A 21,726-nucleotide genomic window follows, 5' to 3' on the forward strand; every position below is an offset into this window, starting at 1 on the left:
ATCCGCTGGATATGCGGGATTAACGTATAAGTGTTACAGTACCACGTTTGTTGATCTTCGTGCCATCCTGCATGGTCGACACGAACTCATAAACGTATACACCGACAGGCTGCTTCGTACCGCTCATGGTACCATCCCATCCTTTCGCCTTATCTCTCGACTCGAACACCAGCTGACCCCACTTGTTGAAGAGGCGGAAGGTCATGCTTTGGATCGTGTTACCATATACATAAAGGATATCGTTCACACCATCATTGTTCGGCGTAAAGGCGTTCGGGATGAATACTGAGTTACCGTCAGGATTTTCCGATGTACCGGAAGCCCCCAGGAACCAGCCACTATTCGCACAGGCGTTGGCACCTACCGCACGGACCGTCAGCGTCACTGTTTGACCAGGTAACAGGTTTTGTATGGTGTGGGTAGTACCGGTAAGTCCAGAGCTAGGTGTTTGCACCGTTACACCTCCATCAGTCGATACCTGGTAAGCAATGGCGCCTACAACAGCATTCCACTGGAAGGTGATCGATGTTGGCTCGGTATCCAGTACGGTTACGGTCGGCATTGGCAGCGGCGATAATACCGTTACAACTACCGGCATACGTACCAGGCTTACGCAACCACTTGGCAGGGCTGCATCCACATAGTAGGTAGTAGTGGTTGTGAGCAGCGGTGTGATGAACACGTTACCGGTAAATACTGGTGTTGCATCCAACAAACCAGTGTACCAACGGAAGGTCACACCTGGTGTAAGCGACGTAGCAGTGAGCGTATCCCTGTTGTTCGCACAGATGGCCACATCATGACCAACTACTACCGGTGCTACCGGCGAAACAGCAACCGTAGCCGTAGCCTGTGCCCTGGCGCTGCTTACGCAGTTACCACCGGCAACCGCTTCCACATAATAGGTCACATTACCGGAAAGCGCCGTCGTAACGAAAGTAGATCCGGTGAATACCAGGCTACCGCCAGTCGGTGCATCATACCAACGATAAGTGAGGTTCGGCAACGGTGCTTGTATTGCAAAGGTCGCAGTCGCACCCACGCAGGTTGTTACTACACCTGCACTTGCCAGCACCGGTACCGAAGGTGCATCTGCCGCCGTAACAGCTACCACCGTACGGGAAGCACTTACACATGTACCGCTCGTTGTGGCAGCTTCCACATAATAGGTTGTGTTAGCATTGATCGCCGGCGTAGTAAACTGCGGACCTGTAAAGATCAACGTACCACCTGTCGCTGCGTCGTACCACCTGTAAATCAACTGATCGTCCTGAGAAGTAACGCTAAGGGTTGCCGTGTTGCCGCGACAAACATCTACGCTGGCCGACGTAACTGACGGTGGTGCCGGCGTATTGAGAATTTCGACGATCGCCGTCGTTCGGGTTGCACTGTTGCAATTGCCTGCACTCATCGCTTCCACATAGTAGGTAGTTCTGACATTCACCGCTGGTGTGGTAAAATCAGCGCCCGTACCTACCTGATTGCCGCCGGTCGCGGCATCGTACCAGCGATAAGTGAACCCTGGCTGTGGATTTTGTACACTGAAGGTGACACTGTTGCCCGCACATGCAGAGATGTTATTATTAACGAGCACCACTGTTCCGGCACCATTAGATACCGTTACCGATACCGCCGCACGGGTGGCACTGATACAGTTGCCTGTAGTTGCCTGTACATAATAAGTCGTAGTGGCCGACAGCGCTGGCGTTGTGAAGTAAACACTGTCTGCTGCCAGCAGGTTACCGCCTGTAGGTGCATCGTACCACGCGTAGTCAACACCCGCTTGTGGATTCAACACCTGCAGCCTAGCACTGTTGCCCGCACAAATGGTTACACCGGTAGACACAGCCGGTACTAATGGCGCATCTGTTACACTCACCGTAGCCACTGCCCTAGCATTGCTTACGCAACCGCCTGGCTGGCTAGCTTCTACATAGTAAGATGTATTAGCGTTGATCACCGGAGTTGTAAACGTTTCGCCGGTAAATACTACGTTACCACCAACACCCGCATCGTACCAGGTATAAGTAACACCCGTGATCGGGTTATTGATGGCCAGTGTAGTAGTGTTACCACGACAAACGGTAACGTTCGGACTTGTAAGTGTAGGTGTATTCGGTGTCGCATTCGCCGTAATTGATACTGATGCACGGCCGTTGCTGGAACAGTTGTTCGCATTAACGGCAGATACATAGTAAGTCACATTGCCCGTCAGCGGCGGTGTGCTGAAGCTGGTACCAATCGCCAGCGGCGTACCGCCGGTTGGCACGTTGTACCAGGTATATGTAACACCTGCAACAGGATTTTGGATGGAAAGATTGGCAATAGTACCCAAGCAGGTAACTGGTGTCGGGTTGATGATAACCGGCAGACCAGGAGCCGCACTTACGTTGATCACTACCTGCACCCTCGTGCTACCGCCGGCGCATGCGCCACCTGTAGTGGAGGCCTCTGCATAGTAAATAGCGCTGGAGGTAAGTACAGGCGTGGTAAACGATGTACCACTTGCCACTGGTGTACCGCCTGATAGTGACGTATACCAGTTGTACACGGTACCCGCTGCAGGCGTTACTACATTCACTGTAGCAGTGCTGCCCGCACAGATAGATTGGTTAGCATTATCCAGTACTGGTGGCTGTACATTTGTACCAACCGTTACTGTTACGGCCACGCGACCGCTCGCGTTTGCACAGGTGCCGTTATTCGCTTCTGCGTAGTAAACCGTAGTGGTGGTAAGTGCCGGAGTTGTAAACACGCTGTCGCTTGACAGGAGGCTGCCATTCACAGCCGCATCGTACCAACGTACCAGACTACCGTCGGAAGTATTGGCTTTGAGGGTAGCGGTTTGTCCGGCACAAATAGTGGTATTACCACTGGTAATAACGGGCGTCTGCGGAACCGGCCTTACATTCACCGTTACTTGCGTACGGATCGGGTTCGGACAGCCGTTTGATTTACGAACGCTCTCCACGTAATAAGTGGTAACCGCATTCAGCTGTGGTGTGGTGAAGGTGTTACCTGTCGCCAGTGGCGTACCACCGGTTGGCACATCATACCAGTTGATATTGGCAGAATCGGAAGCTGTTGCTGTCAACGTTACTGTTGAACCTGCACATATATTGGCTGGTGCCGCTACTACCGGCGCTGCAATCACGCGGTTGCCATAATAGACTCTCAGTTCGCTGAGTGCGAGCGCAAGACCTGAGTTCAGGCGTATCTCCACCCTGTCGAACGTAGCGGCAGGAGCGAACGATACGATTACCTGGCCTGTTGCACCACCCAGTACATCCAGCTTAATAAGACCATCGTTGAGAGTTACGCGGTCGTTGTTGTAAGTAGCACCATTGTAGGAAGCTACTGTTACCGCACCCAGTAACCCAGCACTGATAACGCTGCCCGGCATTTCCAGTTTCAGGCGAACAGAATCGCCAGGACCGGTAGCGTAAGGGAATACCAGGTTTTGCTGAACATAACCGCCCACACCTAACACCACATTCAGCGATGAATAGTTGTTAAGATCGTTATCGATCGCATTATCAGGGTTCGTTACGGTACAACCGATACAAAGCCCGCTGGTAGTATTTGTTTGTGCAGCTGCGATATCACAACCAGGATTGAAGTTGCGGTCTACATTGATGATAACCGCCGTACGGGCACTGCTCGCACAACCGGTAGCGTTAGACACTGTTTCTACAAAGTAGCGGGTAGTGTTAGAAAGCGCCGGAGTGGTAAAGCTTGTGCCGGTAGCCAGCGGAGAAGTGCTGGTAGAATCTGCATACCAACGGAACGTTACATCCGCTGTAGCAGAAGTCGCGGTAAAGGTAGCTGTTTGACCGTAAGCCACCTGGCCGCTGGCCGGGTTGATCGTAACAGTCGGCGCGGCCGGCCTTGCATTTACCTGTACAGTTACCGCAGTGCGGTTGGTGCTGGAACACTGTCCGGCATCCACACCTGCATAATAAGTAGTATTCGCATTAAGCGCAGGCGTAGTAAATGTATTGCCTGTCGCGATAGCGGTATCTGCAGTTGCGCTTGCATACCATTTAATGGTACCGCCCGCGACATTCGTTGACGCAGAAAGCGTCACGCTGCTGCCTTCACAGGCAACTGGTGCAGTGGTGTTGATCACTGGCGCCGGTGGCACCGCGGTTACATTCACTTGCACAGCAGTGCGCGCAGTGCTGGTACAACCGCCGGCATTCACCGCATCTACATAATAAATTACGGAACTATCGAGTGCTGCAGTCGTGAAGCTGCTGCCTGTAAACAGCGCAGTACCGCCCGTTTGCTGGCTACACCAATTGAAGGTAGCGCCTGCAGGACCAGTAGCCGTGAGTACGGCAGTATTACCTGCGCAGATCGTTACACTCGGACTTGTGACAGTTGGCGCGGTCACAACAGGCGCCACGATTACCCGAACCGCAGAACGTTTCGGATTAGCACAACCGCTCAGTGTACGTACAGATTCTACATAGAATACCGTATCTGCAGTGAGTACAGCAGTTTGATAAGCGTTACCCGTGAAGAATGGCGAACCGCCCGTAGCAGTAGTGTACCAGTTAAAGGTAGCACCCGCCACCGGCGAAGTCACTGCCAGCGAGGCCGTGTTGCCTGCGCAGATCGTAACTGTATCTTCCTGGAAGGTAGGACTTGCTATTTTACGGGACGCGTAATTCAGGTATACAGAAGTAAGCACACCGGCCGCACCTGAATTGAGGCGAATTTCCACCCGGTCGTACGGAGCGGAAGCGGCGAAGGTGAGAACAGCAGTACGCGTATCTGCCAGCAGGCTGAGTTGCAACAGGCTGGAGTTAAGCGACTGACGATCATTATTGAAAGTAGCACCATTGTAAGTAGCTACTTGTACAGTGCTCAGTAAACCGATGTCGGTTAACGATGCAGGCAGCGATATGGAGAAGCTGATGCTATCGCCGGCATTACCTGCATTCGGGAAGATGAGTGTCTGCTGTGCATAACCACCCAGTAATCCAACCCCTACGCGCAGGTCCGAACCGGTAGAGGCGTCGGTATCTACGGCCAGACCCGGATTGTTCACACCGCAAAGCAGGCATATGCCATTTACGCTGTTAGTTTCGGAGGTTGCCGCATCACAAGGCACATCGTTATTGCCGCCGCCGCTCACTACCACTGAAGCAGTGGAGCGAACAAGCGTATTACAACTGGTAGTATTGGATATCGCTTCTACATAATAAGTAGTATTAGCGACTAATGAAGGCGTGGTATAATTAGCACCGGTAAAGATGCTCGTGCCGCCCGATGCCTGTGTAAACCAGTTAAAGGTTACGTCCGGCGTGGCAGACGAAGCCACAAAGCTGGCCGTCTGACCCAGCGCGATGTTGGCGATCGGTGGTGTTACGACTACGTTAGCCGGCGCATCGTTCACTGTTACGTTCACCGCCAGGCGCGAGGTGCTGGCGCAGGTATTGCTGCGGGCTTCTACATAGTAAGTGCTGGAGGTAGATAATCCAGGCGTTGTGAATGTGGCACCGCTGTCGAGTGGAAGACCTCCGGTAGCAGCATTGTACCAGTAGAAGGTTGCGCCTGCAGGCCCGTTCGCGATAAACGTTACGCTGTCGCCCGCACAAGCTGAGAGACTGGCGGCAGTTACTGTCGGCACAGCTGGCGGTGTATTCACCGTTACGGCTACCGGAACGCGTATACCGTTTTCACAACCGAATTTTCCTGTACCTACATAAAAGGTTTGAGAGCTTGTCAACACCGGCGTAGTGTAAGTGGTGGTATTTGATGCCAGCAGATTACCACCTGCAGGTGCATCGTACCAGTTAACTGTAGCGCCCGCAGGAGCGGTAACGCTCAGCGTAGCAGCTGCATTGGTACAAAGGTCTAAATTAGCGCTCGCAGGCATTGCCTGTGGTATGGTTACCGCCGCATAATAAACCCTTAATTGCGGCAATGCACTGATCAGACCATTAATAGATACAAGTACGCCGTTGAAGGCATTTTCTGCCGCGAAGGACACACGATATTTATTAGTGCCGCTGATGAGTTGCAGGTTGATCAGCCCATTGTTCAGACCGCGCGTATCGCCATTAGATGTAGTTCCTGTATAAGTAGTTGCAGTAATAGAAGAGAGTGCCACGGCAGATAATAATGTTCCTGGCGTTTCAAGCACCAGCACAATGCTGTCGCCGGCGGCGTATGTATTCGGGAACTGCAGGAGTTGACCGGAGAAGGCAGCCACGCCTACCCCAGCGAAGATGGTAGATGCAGAACTGGTATCGGTATCCACTGCAAGCGCGGGATCATTTACACCGCAAAGCAGACACACGCCGCTGAGGATCGGGCTCACCTGTTGTGTTGCAAAACTACAAGGCACATTGTTCTGCACGTTTACATTGGCAGTCACCTGTGTGCGGGTAAGGCTGCGGCATCCCTGGTTGGATACTGCTTCGACATAATAACGGGTGGTCAGGAATAAGCCTGGTGTAGTAAAGGTTGTTCCGGTAAATAACGCAGTACCGCCGGTTGCCTGGCTGTACCATGTATAAGTAGCGGAAGGATCCGGACTTTGAACAGTGAACGATGCTGTTTGTCCTGCAGGTATAGTAACGTTCGCAGTTGTTACAGTCGGTGCAGCCGGAGTCGGATTGACAGTAGCAGTTACCGGCACACGGCTAGTGCTGGCGCAACCGGTGGAGGTCAGTGAAGCCTCTGCGTAGTACACGGTTGTACTCGTAAGCGCGGGCGAAGTAAAGGATGTTCCCGTACCGACTTCTGTACCACCAGAAGGCACCGTATACCATTTATAAACAACACCAGGTACCGGGGTCGACACTGTAAAAGTAGCCGTTTGTCCACCGCAAATCACCTGGTTGGCCACGGCGATTACCGGCGTGGCTGGAAGTGGATTTACGTTTACCGTGATGGCAGACCGCGTTGTATTTGTACAATTATCAAGCGACACCTGTGCATAATAGGTGGTTGTTGCAGAAGGCGAAACTGTAAGCGAAGTACCCTGTGGATTGCCTGGCGTAGGCAGCAATGTGCCGCCGGTAGGCGCATCGTACCAGGAGATTACCGCACCTGGTGTAGGCGTAGTAGCCTGTAAGGTTACAGGACTGCCACTACAGGTAGAAATGCTACTGCCTGTCGTAATGGTAGGCGGATTTAGTATTACCCGGTTGTGGTAGGCGTAGTATAGGCGGAAATTGGTTAGGGCCCCTACCAAACCACCGTTAAGCGTAATACGCACACGGTCAAAGTTTTGCGTGGGACGTAATACGATTTCCCCGCGCTGACTGCCTGCCAGCAGGCGAAGCAGTGCGGTGGAGCCGGTGAACGTTTCAACAACGTTGGTATTGTCACCATTATAAGTGGTAACTGTTACACCACCCAGCAGATTGGCAGCCAACACGTCGTTGGAACTGCCGATGCCGATCACCAGCGAGTCGCAGCCCGCATTGGGATTGGCACCCGGGAACAATAACGTTTCGTAAACAGATGAAGCGAGGCCTACCGTTACATTGAACTGCGCATAATCATCCAGGTTGGCGCTGCCTACGGCATTGCCGGGATTATCGACACCACATAGGAGGCAAAGTAAACCACCGACGCCGGTCGACTGATTATTAGCATACACGCGTTGAGAATAAGCGTCGCCGGCCGGCAGCATAGCCAGCAGCAAACAGCTCATAACGACAGTAAATACGCGCCAAAGGCTTTTAGGAGTAGCTTTTGAACTCATAGCGAACAATGGTTAAAAAATATAAATGAACAGATATACTGCAGCCACCGGTTGGGGCAACTGTAGCGATGAAGGGTAGTAGGGAAGAATAATGGATCTCACATTCGGTTTCAGATGTCTTCCAGCAACACGCCTACACGAAAGTAGGCTGCATATTGTGTTCAGTAAGTGTTCTTTCTCGTTCATTTAGCGACCACCCTGAACGCGTCGTTCAGTTTTGTTCATTCTGTTCATTTTTGTTCATTCATGCAAATTTTTTATTCATTTTCCGTTCATCCCAATCACCCCGATGATCAATTTTTGCGTCTTTATATTGAGTAAGCAACTATTACACTACTGTTCAAAACTGAATCGCATGAAATCTAATTTAATTCTGAAGACGCCCCACTGGCTCGCAAAGCACTGATTAACAAACAAAAACAACTTACCAGAATAGCAAAACTATCATCCGAAGAATAATCTCTCATACCAGTTTCACAACTGTTAGTATGTTTTTACAGAACCTAAAAAACACGATTGAAGATTGTGTGTATTTTACTTATGAAGAAAAACGTGTCCTACTCTGAAAAAACTGAAAATCCGTGGTGCTACATTAGCCGTACATATGACTTTATAGCCCTGATTGCCGAATCCAATTGTGAAATCCATTAATTGTCCCCGTATGATTGATCTGTCGTATGATTTCATCGTAACGCTGCAAAACGAAGTTCTTCGCCGATTTGGTGTCAATCAGTTAATTCCGGGCCACTGTAAACCTTTATCAGAGGCCATTCTTGAGGTTACCGGAAAACTGATCAGTGAAACTACTTTAAAACGCTTCTTCGGATTTGCCATCGCACAACATAGCTTTTCACGTTTCACACTCAATGTATTGGCGCAATATTGCCAGTACAAAGACTGGGACGATTTTCAGGCACATTACTATCGCCGCACGGCCTCTACCGACACAAGTGAACACCCTGCCAGCCAGGAAAAATGGATCGAGATCCGCGCAAAAGCGAATGCTGTTTCCCACTACACATTACTTACATTAAAGAACCGGTCAGGCATTCCGTTCCTGAGTACGGTACCAAGACAGTATTGCCTGTCCCACACCGAACGCTTCCTCGAAAGCGATTGCGTTGCCTCGGTCTTTATTGCTCCGTCTGGCTGGGGTAAATCATTGGCCCTCGTGCATACCGCCGAACACTTTTGGCTCGGAAAAGACGCACTCTATAAAAAAGATATCTGCTGGTTCATTCACGCACACGCGGCAGGCAACCTGCTACTGAAAGGCTTTTCACTGGCCTCCTGGCTCGATAACCAACTACACCTCAACCAGGGCGAAACATTCCGGGATTATTTTGAACAATACTTTGGTGAAAAAGGAGGCAGACTTATTCTAATTATTGATGGGTTTGATGAGATCGCGCTTGGAGCCGATAAACTAAAACTGCTGTATACAAAACTGGAAGACTTCGTTTACGCCAACGGATTACACCGCTGGCTAAAAGTGATACTCAGTATTCGCTCCAGCACCTGGGGTGAAGTATTTCAACAGGCGCAACAATACCCGGCGTTTCGCAGGTATTGGTACCTGGGACAGGAGATGGACGAGGAATGTAATATTAATATACCACAGTTAACTGAACAGGATGTAAAAACTGTACTCTATAATTGTAAGTTCGAACCTGCTACTGTACGTACCTTCAGCGACGGATTCCTGCAAAAGCTGAAACACCCTTATTATTTGCAACTGTTCTGTCAGCTGAACGATTCGCCGGAACAAACGTTCATCGACGAAAACTTAAGCCTGTTCGAGATCACATCACGGTTTATACAAAACAGGGTGTTCAACTCTTCGAGCAACAGCTTCAAAATACAGATCATTTATAAGCTGCTCGACCTGCTGGATATGGGCCGTAACGGGCAGTATGCAGATAAGAGTGTATTGCTGAACAAAAACGCAGAACTGTTCCCGGCGTACAAAGAACTAATTGCCGATAATATATTGGTAGAAGAGAACCTGAGCCAGGAGATCATGTTTCATGTGAAGGTTCGGTTTGCGCACAACTTCCTGCTTGAGTACTTCACGGCCATGCATTTCATTCTTGAGAACAACATGCAGATCTCGGAGGAAATGTTGCAGAAGGTGGTAAACTACTTCCCGCAGTCACCCTTCCGTATTGCCGTGTTTAAGTGGCTGCTTCGTTATGCGATTACACAACAGAACGTTGTCGCCATCCAGCAAATATTTGTGCTTCCACTGATGGTCGTAGAAAAAGCGAACCTGCTCGAATATCTCGTATTGCATTATCAACATGAAGATAATAAGCATACGATGTTGAAGAACATTTTTCCGCCGGAGTATTTCCGCAAACACCCGATCAGTTCCTTTATCAGCGACGACTTTGTACACTTTAAAAAACGCAAAGTGTTGAACTCTCTGATGGGACTGGCAGAAGCGTCGGACGACAAGTTAAAGATCAAGAGTAACCTGTTCGTCATGGCGCTGATACAGCTGGATGCAGAGCAGTGTGAAATTGAACTGAATAACATCAAAAAGATATGCTCGGCCGAACCGACCATGAGTGAACAGTGGATTACGCCTTACGAGGCCTTTCTGTTCATTTATGAGTACCTGAAGTTCGGCATCCGTAATAAAGAGATTGAAGACAAAGTATATAGCTATGCGCGTAAGTGGAGCTTCGCCGCCGGCAAACCCTTTACCGTGCCGGATGAGATCGTGTACCGGGCCATGTGTTATATCTTTTTGATTTTGGGAGATGATGCGCAGATGTTGCACTTTACGCAACGGTTGTTTCAACACTACCCGTCTATCCTGTTCTCTAAAACCGATCCGTTCCGCCTCATGATGCTGTGCTGGAAAGCGCAGGCGCACCTTAATACAGGCAACCTGGATGCAGCGAAACGCATCAGCTCACATGTTGAAAAAATCCTGAAGCAATACTACTCGGCCGACTTCTTTAACGCTAAGCTGGTCGACATCCTGCACAAGATTATTTATGCAGAGATTTGTTTCCAGGAAAAAGATTATAGTAAAGCCATCCGTATTTCGGAAATGGCAATGGACAGTGCGCAACGACTCGACTTCAAATTGTTTTCGCTGAAAAACTTTGCCACGCTGCACAAAATTTACCAGCAGCTGGAAATGGAAAAACAAAAGCGCGATGCCCTGCAAAAAGTGGAGATCATTCGAGAGGGTACCACCTTTAAACAGGCGGTAGTGTACCTGGTTGGTATAGCCTGATAGCTTGTTGTAATCCTTATAAATGCACGCTCCCCGCTCCTGAAAGGACGGGGAGTTTTTTTAAGCGGGCCCGGCGGATAAGGTGTTCATAATGAAGCAGGAACGCCTTTTACGGTTAATCCAACGTCAGTTATAAATTAATTACTTTTGATTAGTATCCATTTTCTGGCATAATTTTAAGGTTTTAAAGGGCCATGGCGATTGACGAAAGGAAATATAGCACCATACAAATGTTCCTGCTCAACTTGTTGAGCCTCCTCACTTTATTACCCCTGGCACCCTTTATTAACAGGTTTCTTCCGCCGATTTCGCTGGGCGCGTTGCACATCGACCTGTTCCTGTCTATACTCCTCGCATTCCTGTTCACCCGGCTACTGTTGTGGATCTTTAAACCTTTGATCATACCGGCTTTCGTGCTGGTAATGACGGTACTGATCATTAACCTGTTCCGCGACAGCTATACGTTTACACATGTGCTGAACGACTATAAAGGCATGGTGCAGGGCAACTGGGGTTCGCGCGATAACAAGGCGAGCGACATCCTCAGCTTTTACCCGCGCAAAGTGGAGACTTACCGCGACAAAACGGTGAAAGGCATCCGCGCTAAGATGACTTATAAAGATTCGGTGGTGAGAAACTTTGCGGTACAGCACTCGCTCGATTACTTTGACGACTATTTTCCAAAGTATGGCAAGATCGTGCGGTACCTGTCCGTTTACAAATACATCCGGCTGAACTTCAAGTATGTGAATGACGTGCTGCGCGATGAATACTTTGCTACGCCGCAGGAAACCATCCAGAACGGTATGGGAGGCGATTGCGACGACCATTCGATCCTCATGGCCTCCTGCCTGGAAGCGATCGGCGCACGGTGCAGGGTGGTGTTGATACAGGGGCACGCCTATCCCGAGTTATACTGTGGCAATAAAGAAAACTTTGAACTGATCAAACAAGCGATCGTACACTTGTTTCCCCATCCCCCGGTAAAAGAAATTAACTACCACGAATCAAAGGGTGAATACTGGATCAACCTGGATTATAGTGCCATGAACCCAGGTGGGCCTTACCTCAACGACAAAGTATACGCTTTGATCGAAACCAATTAATCTACGACTTTATGGATGATGATCTCCACCCGCCGGTTTTGCTGCCGGCCTTCGGACGTCGTATTGGTGGCCACAGGACGTTTTTCACCTTCGCCGGCGATGTACCGCACCTTATCTGCATATCCTTTCATACCCATAAACGTGGCGACCGTACTGGCACGGCGGCGCGATAAATCCTCGTTATAGGCATCCGTTCCGTTATTATCAGTATGACCGATCACCTGTAGTTCTACTTTCTCTTTAGGGATTTTACGGATAAGCGTATCCAGCTTTGCCAGAAAGCGAGGTTCGAGGGCGGCGCTGTTGTGTTTGAAGAGTACGTCCGGGATCACGAGCGTATCCGCTTTAGGCGGCGAAGGCGGCACCAAAGTGATCATCTGCGGAGGTGTACAAACAATGATCTCTATCCGGTCGTTGCCTTCCCGGCCTTTTCCGGTAAGCGTATCATAACGTGGCGACTGGCGGCCCATACCATGGGTTTCAAAATCATCATAGGTAAAACCGGCGCGGTATACCAGGTATTTAACCACCGTTTGGGCGCGGTCGTGCGACAGTAGTTCATTATAGTGGTCCGTACCAGGGCGGTTGATGTAGCCAATCACTTTTATTTTACCGGGCTGACCACTTTGGTAATACCTAAGGGCACTATCCAGTACAAAAGCGTATTTATCATTGATTTCCGCGCCTTTTTCGGTAAATAGTCCACTACCAAGAATGATCGTGTCGCAATGAGAACTGGTTTGCTGTAGCTGCATCAGTTCCAGCAGCTTCCGGTTAATCGTTGCATCCGGCGCCTTGGGGCCACCTGCCTCCAGCAGCCGGAAAAACTCCTCGCGTTTATGGCGCAACATGGTATCCACTACCGGTGCAGTCGCCATTTTGATAAGATCCATGCCCTGGCTGCGCAGGTACGCGTCGGGCAGGGTGTGGCGGTGTCGTTCGCCGTAAACGTTCTTTGCACGCCGGTTGTCGAGCTTTTCAGTGTCTTCCAACGGCGTTACGGCAATACTATCTACCCAAAAGTAAAGCGGCTCCTCATCATCCTTTAACCGCCGCTCCGGCGAAAAGTCGCCCAGCACGAGGTTGGTATAATTACTATCGGGTACGTACACCGTTTCATACACATGCCAGGACTTAATGTGTTTCACCTCGTGTTTTTCCCGGAGGCGGATGGAAGGTTGTACGTCGATAAAGCGTGCGAACATGGAATAGATGTCCTGCGTGCGAAAGAGCAGGTCGATACCATCAGCATAGTCGTGCCGGGAGCCGGCATATACGACAACCTTATATTTTTTGCCAGCCTTTAAAGGCGCCAGCAGCCGTGTTTGCAGGTACTCCCGCCGCTGCCGGAAGCCCTGGTTGCTTTCCAGCTGGATGTAACTGTCACCATTATTCACCCCTTGCGGATTAAACACCGCAGTAACACGCCTTATGTGAGGTGCTACCCGCCACCAGGCCGCTGCCTCGCAGGGCGAAGTATATTCCGTACAAATATTGATATCGGTAAAACTGGGATTGGGAACGAGGTTTTGCGCCGCTAAAGCGCCGGGGAGAAAGATCAGGCTGCACCAAACAAGTAATAGTTTGCACGCAGGCATAACGGGAAATTTAGGTTTTCGGATGACAACCATATAACTGCCGGCATGGTATTTTATTGTTTTGCTGTGCCGCTAACCGCAAAATACTCAATTGTTTGTGCTACCGAACAAAGTGAGACCATCTAGTGTGCAGTTTTCGAACAAGTAGTGCATGGCTGCCCACCTTACTGCAAAGAAAACTGAAGCCGAGGTTCGCTTCCCTTATCATTTTCACACATTTTGACCTGCATTAACGCAACTGATATCGGAGGACTCTCCACCTAAAAACTCGCATCCTGCCAGAAAAATTATCCTGTACTTGGCGCAAACGCCCGCCAATACTCGCCCATGCGTATAAATACGCAAGGGGAAATACCGTATTTCCCCTCGTGCATAAGTAAAAAATCCATTATATTTTTGACTCACCATTGAACCCCGAAAACATTCAGCTAAGCCTGGTGGTTTTCAAAGGACGGCCTTTCATTCATAAGCCCCTACAACCAACAACCGTACTGCTACGGTTGCCGGTTACCCAGACGACGGCCAACTCGCACATCGCCTTTTAAATTGTATCCCCTTTTCTGTTAATCGCCTGCATCCGCATTCATTTTCGTTAACTGCAATGATACCGCGGCCTTCACCATCGTTGTTACTCCGGAACAAAGCAAAAACCCATGGATCTCAGGTCTGTTAACTATTTATTCAGCGTTTGTTCGTACACTAGCTATGAAATGGAAGAGCGGAACTAATAGTCCCGCTCTTTTCGCGTTGTATTCACGGCACTGAATACTAAAAAAGCGCCGGACACAACCCCGGCGCTCAAAACATCCATTTCCAAACTTACTACTTCAGCTCCTTCAGCCATGCCTGTGCAAATGCCCGGGCAGTAGCGGTTACTTCTTTACCGGCACGGAAAGCCATCTTCCAGTTGGATGATTTATTTTCGTAGGCCTTATTGACAAAATACTTTTTATCACCTTTTACGACCAGCTGTGCATTGTAATCCACTCCTTCCGTCGCGTCCAGCATCTCCTGCAGGCGTTGTTTGATGTAGCCGTTCGGGCTGGCGGGATAAGTGTTTTCCCAGGCAGCCAGGTCGTTGGCGTAGGTTTGCTTCTTATACTCGTAGCCAGACTTCTCGCCCTCGATCATCAGGTTCAGCAGTTCACTTTTATTCTTTTCGGCGTCTGAGAGGTTCTGTTTAAACATTTCGAGCGACTCGTTCAATGACTTTTTCATTTCGGCGTCGTTCACCGCTTTGAGCGTTTTCTCCAGGTTTTCTATCGCGGCCTTTGTATCCGCAATGTACTTGGCGCGAACGGCTTCAGGCGTTTGCGGCAACACCGGTTCCTTTGGTTTTTGGTTATTGCGGTATTCGAGGTACGCGTTGCGGAACTCTTCACCCTGCACATACTCCTTCGTATAGGCAAGCAGGTCGCGGGTTACGCCTTCGCGGTTGCCGGTGGCAATGTTGCGAAAGTTACGGGCGCTATAGTATTGCAGGTAGCCATTGAGAAAACTCTCTTTAATGCTGTTGGAAGCTTTTACCTTGGAGAGTCCCAGCTGGGCCCATACATCTTCATATAAAGGTGACGTCTTAAAAGAAAGCAGCACACCTACAGAGAGCGACCAGGCTGTAATTACCATCACGTTTACGATGGTAAAAAACCTTAAAATCAGTTTCTTTTTCATTTCTTTGGGGTGTTAACGGGGGTTGTTACGAATGATTACAATGCAAAGTTGCGGGCCTTTCCCTTCTGCGAAAAGCGGATCTTACATGAACTGTAGAAATATATCGTTGAACTGTATACGCTGAACGGAGTGCATTTTCAATGATATAAGGCAACAATTCATGCGACCGAAATCGCAATTCATTCGCCTTTATCCCCAATAGAACTGGGCGCAGCAGCCCAGGGCTGATAAAATGTCTATTTTTCCGGATCAATCTGTTCATGCAGCACATGATAACCTTACCTCAATATACCCGGCGCGACCTGCTGATTTTCTGCGGGATGATGCCTGTTATGATCACGGTGCTGAACTCCGTCATGTTCGATGTGCGCTTCTTCACCGACTGGCGCATCTTCGTTTGGTCCAGCCTGATTATGTCGGTATTGATCAGCATTTTATGGATCGGCCTTACCTGGATTGCCGTTACGCTACGCGATCGTTTTCCGCGGCACGACCAGCTTATGAAACGCCTGAGTATCGCCATCTTCCTGTTCATTATATGCACCGCGCTGGTAATTACGCTCATGTTCTGGGGCTACGACCGTTTCGGCCTGTTCGGTTACCGCATGAACGAGGCGCGGTACGAATGGACGATACTCGCCGGCATGGTTTTTAATATCACCATTACGTTTATACATGAAGGGGCAGATGGGTTCGACAAATGGAAAACGACGCTTACCGAAACGTCGCAGCTGAAGAAGGAATACATGCAAAGCCGCCTGTTAGGCTTAAAAAGCCAGGTAAACCCACACTTCCTGTTCAACTGTTTCAACACCTTGTCGAGCCTCATACATGAAAACCGCGAACAGGCGGAGTCGTTCCTGAACGAGTTAAGTAAAGTATACCGGTATTTGCTGCGTGGTACGGACGAACAATTCGTGTCGCTCGGCACAGAATTACAGTTCATCCGCTCCTACTTCCGGTTACTGAAAGCCCGTTATGGCGAATCGATACAAATGAATATTGACGTGCCGGAACATGTAATCGACCAGATGCTGCCACCGCTCACCCTGCAAATGCTGTTGGAAAATACGTACCAGCAAAACATCATGAGTAAAGAGCGGCCACTTACGATCAACATTACCAGTCAACCTAATGGCTGGCTCGAAATAACAAATAACCTGGCGCCTAAGCTGGGCGGCTCCCCGGAGGAAACAGATGCGGGTATAGACAATGTGCTGAATAAATACAGGCTGCTTTGTCACCGCGAGATCGTTATCACCAGTACAGAAACGGAACGTGTAATACTGCTCCCATTGATTAACGAAGATACTTTGAAGCGATGAAGGCATGGATGAAGCCCATACGCTCCGAATGGATCACGGTGTTTGCACTCATACCTGTTATTAGTGTAATGCTCAACCATTTGTTATTTGGCGACCGCCTCTGGCGGGATGCAGAGCTATGGCTGTATTCCGTTCCCTCGCTGCTGGTGGCCGGCTTGGCTTCGTGGTATGTATGTGTGGCCATTATGCACTGGCTACGCATCCGCTACCCGGAGATGGCGCAAACGGCAAAACGGCTGTTGTTGCTGGCCTTGTCGTATATCCTACTCACTTCACTTACGTTCATCGGCATCTTCTATATCTACCACCGTTTTCACTTGTTCGGCTATACATTCCATACCAGTCATATTCGCGTTCCGGTATTTATTTCGGTATCGATGACGCTCATCGCCACGGCCTTCTGGGAGGCGGAGTACGTACTGGCCAGGTGGAAGGAGAGCCTGGCGGAGAAGGAGCTGTTGCAGCAACAATCCATCTTCCAGGAATTTGAATCGTTGAAGAACCAGGTAAACCCTCACTTCCTGTTTAATTGCTTCAACACACTTTCATCGCTGATTAGTGAAGACGCGCGACAGGCCGATGCTTTCCTCAATGAGCTGAGTAAAGTGTACCGTTACCTGCTGCGGAGTAACGAAGACGGCTTATCCACCCTGGAAAATGAATTGAAATTTATTCGCTCTTATTTTGAACTGTTACGCCACCGTTACGGCGATGCGGTGCAATTGCAAATTGAGGTGGACAAAAAATATATGACATACCTGTTGCCCTCTCTCAGCCTTCAATTACTGGTGGAGAACGCGGTGAAACACAACATTGTATCGCGGCAGCAACCGTTGGTGGTGGATATATTTACGACAGCGGGCAACAAGCTGGCGGTGAATAACAACCTGCAGTTGAAGCTGATCAAAGCGCCTTCTAATAAGATAGGCATCCGGAACATTCAAGAAAAATACCAATTACTGAAGCAGGACGGCTTCCAGGTGCTAGAGGATGCACGCAACTTTACAGTGGTGTTACCGCTGATATGGTCGCACTCCGACAACCGGCCTACCTGTTTCGATAAACACCTGATACCGTAAACCCCTAAAACATTTTTATATGAAGATTCTGATCGTGGAAGATGAGGAACTGGCTGTTAAAAAGATCCGTAAAACATTGGCCAGTGTGGATACCGCCGCCGAGGTGGCGGGCGTTACCGACAGCATACGTGCTACCGTGGATTGGCTGGAAACGAATCCCGCCCCGGACCTTATCCTGATGGATATAGAACTAAGCGACGGACAGAGCTTCGAGATATTCAACCGTGTGAAAGTGACTAGCGCGGTGGTATTCACCACTTCGTACGACGAATATGCGTTAAAGGCATTTAAGGTAAACAGCATCGATTACTTGCTGAAACCCGTACAGAAGGAAGACCTGGAAGCCGCGCTGCACAAATATCGCCAGCTGAAAGACCACTACACCGCCAGCGTACCGGCTGCCCCCCAGGTAAATATGGACAGCCTTGCCCGCGAGTTGTTCATGAAACTGCAACAGAAAGAATACCGCAAACGCTTCCTCGTAAAGAATGCGCAAAAGCTGGTGTCGATCGAAACTGAAGATATTGCTTACTTCTTCAGCGACGGCCGCCTGAACTTCTTCAAAACCTTCGATAATAAAAAGTTTGTTGTTGACTATACCATGGACGAGCTTGAGGAAATGCTGAACCCCGAGCGTTACTTCCGCATCAGCCGTTCGTTCTTTATTTCGGTAAACAGCGTAGCCCAGATTCATGAATACTTCGGCAACCGCCTCATGCTGCAATTGAAGCCGGAGGTTGATAAAGAAGCCATTGTGAGCCGCGAAAAGGTGGCCGACTTTAAGAAGTGGATGGGCAAATAACTAACGGACGGGCACCTGCAGTATCACGGCAATGCCGCGTTTATCGGTCTGTATGTCGAGCAGGGCAGGCAGTTGCGCGGCACGTTGCTGCATCGCTTCAAAGTAGCGGGCATCGGCGGCGGCTTCTACTACCGTAAAAGGACCGGGGGCGTGGATCTTTAGCAGGAAGCGTGACTTTACCAGGTCCATATTAACGAGCACCGTAGTACCTTCTGCATATTGCACAATGTAACTCAAAGCATCTTTATACAAAAAGTAAATATCCTGGCGGATCTTCATATCCAGTGTGAGGCCAGTCACCTTATTGTCCACTTCCATTTTTACCGTTACGCCGTGGCTGCTCTGTAAACCATCACTAAACTCATTAATGCGCAGCAGCGTTTTCTGCATGCTATCGTTTTCGGGCTGTATGCTCCACAACACGTCGTCCATCGCATCGATCATTTCGCGGCTCTTTTCACTGATTTGTTCGATGTATTCTTTGGAGAGACTAACATCTTTATCCGCTTTGATCTTCGCCATCTCACTCAGGAGGTTGATGTTATTGAGCGTTGTGTTTACGGCGGTGTGCAGGTTACCGGCAATCTGCGATCTCATTTTTTGTAAGCCGAGTATTCGTTTGATGCGCTCCCGGTCGATCCAGTACAGTATGCCGGTAAACAGCAGTGCCAGCGCGCCGTAGAACCACCAGGTACGCCAGAAGGGCGCCTTTACATAAATGTTGAGCATGGCTTCTTCTTCACTGAAAAGCCCATCGCCGTTTTGCGTTTTTACTTTGAACACGTATCGGCCTGGCGGCAGGTAATTGTATATCGCCTGTTGCCGGCCATCTGCCCTGATCCATTCTTTATCCTGCCCTTCTAACTGGTAATAATAAGCCAGCTTTTGCTGGTTCAGGTAAGTGAGCGCACTAAAGCCAATGGTAATCGATGTGCGGTCATGGGGCAATACGACCTGGTCGAGCTGCATTAATGAATCTACCAGCAGCGGGTGGTTTTCGAGACCGAACAAGGTGATCACCGCATCGCGTGGTGCGGCGCGTTGCCGCATACGGGCGGGATCGAACATCACAAAATTATGATCGGTAGTAAAGATCAGGCTGCCGTCGGCCATGCGGGCAGAGCCGATGGATGAGAAGTTATCGTGGCGAATACCGTCGCGGCGATCGAACAAAGTAAAGATGTCTTTTTCTACATTGAACCGGCACAGGCCATTGGCGAGTCCCAGCCACACATCCCCCTGCTGGTCTTTTTCCATTTCGTATACAGAGTTGCTCGGCAGCCCATGCTGTGTAGACAAAATACGAATGGCGCCGGTGCGGGTATTGATGATGTTGATCGCGCCGGTGCTGACGATAAATGTAGTATCGTCGTACTGCAAAATATCCTGCGGCGTGTTTTCGTACAAGCGTCGGCCGGGCTCCGCCTCAGTATGATAGCGATTGAGTATTTTATGCGTACGCGGGTCCATCCGGAAGCAACCGTAACCCATCGATCCTATCCAAAGAAAACCTTCCCTATCGCAATACATTTCATGCACCAGGCCTTCGCGCATCACTAACGTAAACCCTTTGGTGGCATCACCGCCGGAAGCTTTTTTATCCCACTTTACGATATACCCGCTTTGCGTGCCAAACCAGATGTTGCCGTCGCGATCCTCCACCATTTCGCGGATGGTGCTACCTTTTATTTCCGGGGGGCGAAAGTACTGCCCTTTTTTGGTGGCGCGGTCGTATACGAGCAGCTCGCCCGCCTGCATGCCGATCCACATCCGCTGTTTATCTTTTTGCTCCAGGATATGCCATATCATGTGTGCATTGCTGCCGTCCAGCCCTTCGGGTGCCGGTGCGGGGTTCATGTCTTTATCGTAAAAATACAAGCCGCCGCCCCAGGAGCCGATCCACACTAATCCATCGCTGGCCTTACAGATTGCCTGGATGGCGGCTTCGGCAGGTTTTTCTCCGTACCGCTGCGGATACATGTTCTTAAATACCTCCGCATCAGGGTTAAAGAGATACAATCCATTGTCGGTAGCCACCCATAAGTTTTGCTCCCGATCTTCGTACACACGCTCTACCCGGTCGAACCGGATGCTTTGTTCGGTGAGGTATTCGTTGCGGATGGGGATGAAAGGCTGCGTACTGTCGCCCGTATACTCCGCCAGAAAGGGCAATCCATGAAACCATAACCGGCCGTTCCGCTGCTCCATCGGACCGAATACTTCGTGGTAGCCGAGACCTATTTCTTTAGCCAGGCTGTAATTCTTGCTATTATTACTGGCCAGGTCGAACACACAAACCCAGGGGCCAGGTTTATCGGGCTCCCAGGTAACGAATGAAAGTCTTCGGTGCTGGTCAAGGTGAAGCCAGTGCGTATGTTTGTTTTCTGCAAAACGCGTTATGAATGGATTTTTATCGGGGTTATGTCCGCGGTAATTGATGTTGTTTGTTTTAGGATCATACATCACGAGGCCTTCGGCGCAGCTCATCCACAGTTTGCCGTCCTTTTTATCGTCAACGATCGTGTTGGGGCGCCAACCTTTGGGCACTTTCAGGAAATCCTCGGACTGGTTAAAAACATTCCTGACACTATCATACAGGTAAACGCCATTATCGATGGTAGTCATTACGAGGTTGCCCTGCACATCCGTTAGTCTTTTTATAATAAAGATGGTATTATTCATACGCCATTTTACCGGCACCTCTTTAAACTTGAAAGTACGCGTATCAAAAATGCCGACTTTATTATCCCCGGTACCTACCCACAAACGGTGGCGCGCATCTTCATAAACAAAACCCACAAAATCGTTTTCGAACGGATGCAGGTTACCGGGCTGGTGGTTAAACGTGATAAAACGATTGCCGTCGTAGCGTTGCAGGCCGTTATTGGAGGCCAGCCAGATGTAACCCCTAACATCCTGCACGATCGCCTGGATGATATTGGAAGAGAGGCCATTGGCCGTGGTAAGTCGTTCAAATACGTACTGCCCTGCCTGTTGTGCAAACACATCTGAGGCAAGGACAAACAAAAACAGGAGGAGCGGTAAACGTTTCAAGGCGAATAAAACAGTTAATCAAATATACTACGCGGCGATCGAAAACAAAACCAGTCCATACAGCATTTCTGACAACTGGTACAGGGTGTTATTTCACGGGCGGCGGCGAGGCTGC

The 21,726-nt window shown here is 49.6% G+C and carries 9 protein-coding genes; 5 read left to right on the plus strand and 4 right to left on the minus strand.

Annotated features, from left to right (window positions below; all coding sequences use genetic code 11):
- Window positions 1–19 precede the first annotated feature (19 nt).
- The gene (locus MKQ68_RS21190) at window positions 20–7,726 is read right to left on the minus strand and encodes an Ig-like domain-containing protein (RefSeq protein WP_264280840.1); all 7,707 of its coding nucleotides are present in this window, start codon (window positions 7,724–7,726) and stop codon (window positions 20–22) included.
- A 661-nt stretch (window positions 7,727–8,387) separates the two neighbouring features.
- Between MKQ68_RS21190 and MKQ68_RS21195 the strand changes: the two genes are divergently transcribed.
- Together MKQ68_RS21195 and MKQ68_RS21200 are read left to right on the plus strand one after the other, a co-directional pair.
- Entirely contained in the window at window positions 8,388–10,976 is a 2,589-nt protein-coding gene (locus MKQ68_RS21195) for an NACHT domain-containing protein (protein ID WP_264280841.1), read from the plus strand.
- A gap of 194 nt (window positions 10,977–11,170) precedes the next feature.
- Complete coding sequence (locus MKQ68_RS21200; protein WP_264280842.1) at window positions 11,171–12,082, plus strand: transglutaminase domain-containing protein; 912 nt, start codon at window positions 11,171–11,173, stop codon at window positions 12,080–12,082.
- On the opposite strand, the gene MKQ68_RS21205 is transcribed toward MKQ68_RS21200, so the two are convergent.
- On the minus strand, window positions 12,079–13,680 hold the full coding sequence (locus MKQ68_RS21205) for an OmpA family protein (protein ID WP_264280843.1): 1,602 nt from the start codon (window positions 13,678–13,680) through the stop codon (window positions 12,079–12,081). The two genes, MKQ68_RS21200 and MKQ68_RS21205, sit on opposite strands and share 4 nt — an antisense overlap.
- An 822-nt stretch (window positions 13,681–14,502) precedes the next feature.
- Window positions 14,503–15,351: a hypothetical protein gene (locus tag MKQ68_RS21210; protein WP_264280844.1), complete on the minus strand. Its 849-nt coding sequence runs from the start codon at window positions 15,349–15,351 to the stop codon at window positions 14,503–14,505.
- A 269-nt stretch (window positions 15,352–15,620) separates the two neighbouring features.
- Here MKQ68_RS21210 and MKQ68_RS21215 point away from each other — a divergent pair, with 269 nt between their 5' ends.
- Genes MKQ68_RS21215 through MKQ68_RS21225 form a run of 3 tightly spaced genes read left to right on the plus strand, consistent with a single transcriptional unit; the run spans window position 15,621 to window position 18,557 of the window.
- Window positions 15,621–16,676: a sensor histidine kinase gene (locus MKQ68_RS21215; RefSeq protein ID WP_264280845.1), complete on the plus strand. Its 1,056-nt coding sequence runs from the start codon at window positions 15,621–15,623 to the stop codon at window positions 16,674–16,676.
- Window positions 16,673–17,755, plus strand: a complete 1,083-nt coding sequence (locus MKQ68_RS21220; RefSeq protein WP_264280846.1) for a sensor histidine kinase — start codon at window positions 16,673–16,675, stop codon at window positions 17,753–17,755. Before MKQ68_RS21215 ends, MKQ68_RS21220 begins: the two co-directional genes overlap by 4 nt.
- Before the next feature lie 19 nt (window positions 17,756–17,774).
- Window positions 17,775–18,557: a LytR/AlgR family response regulator transcription factor gene (locus tag MKQ68_RS21225; RefSeq protein WP_264280847.1), complete on the plus strand. Its 783-nt coding sequence runs from the start codon at window positions 17,775–17,777 to the stop codon at window positions 18,555–18,557.
- Here MKQ68_RS21225 and MKQ68_RS21230 read toward each other — a convergent pair whose 3' ends face one another.
- Entirely contained in the window at window positions 18,558–21,611 is a 3,054-nt protein-coding gene (locus MKQ68_RS21230; RefSeq protein ID WP_264280848.1) for a ligand-binding sensor domain-containing protein, read from the minus strand.
- Window positions 21,612–21,726: the final 115 nt, after the last annotated feature.

It is taken from the genome of Chitinophaga horti (assembly GCF_022867795.2).
Lineage (GTDB): Bacteria > Bacteroidota > Bacteroidia > Chitinophagales > Chitinophagaceae > Chitinophaga > Chitinophaga horti.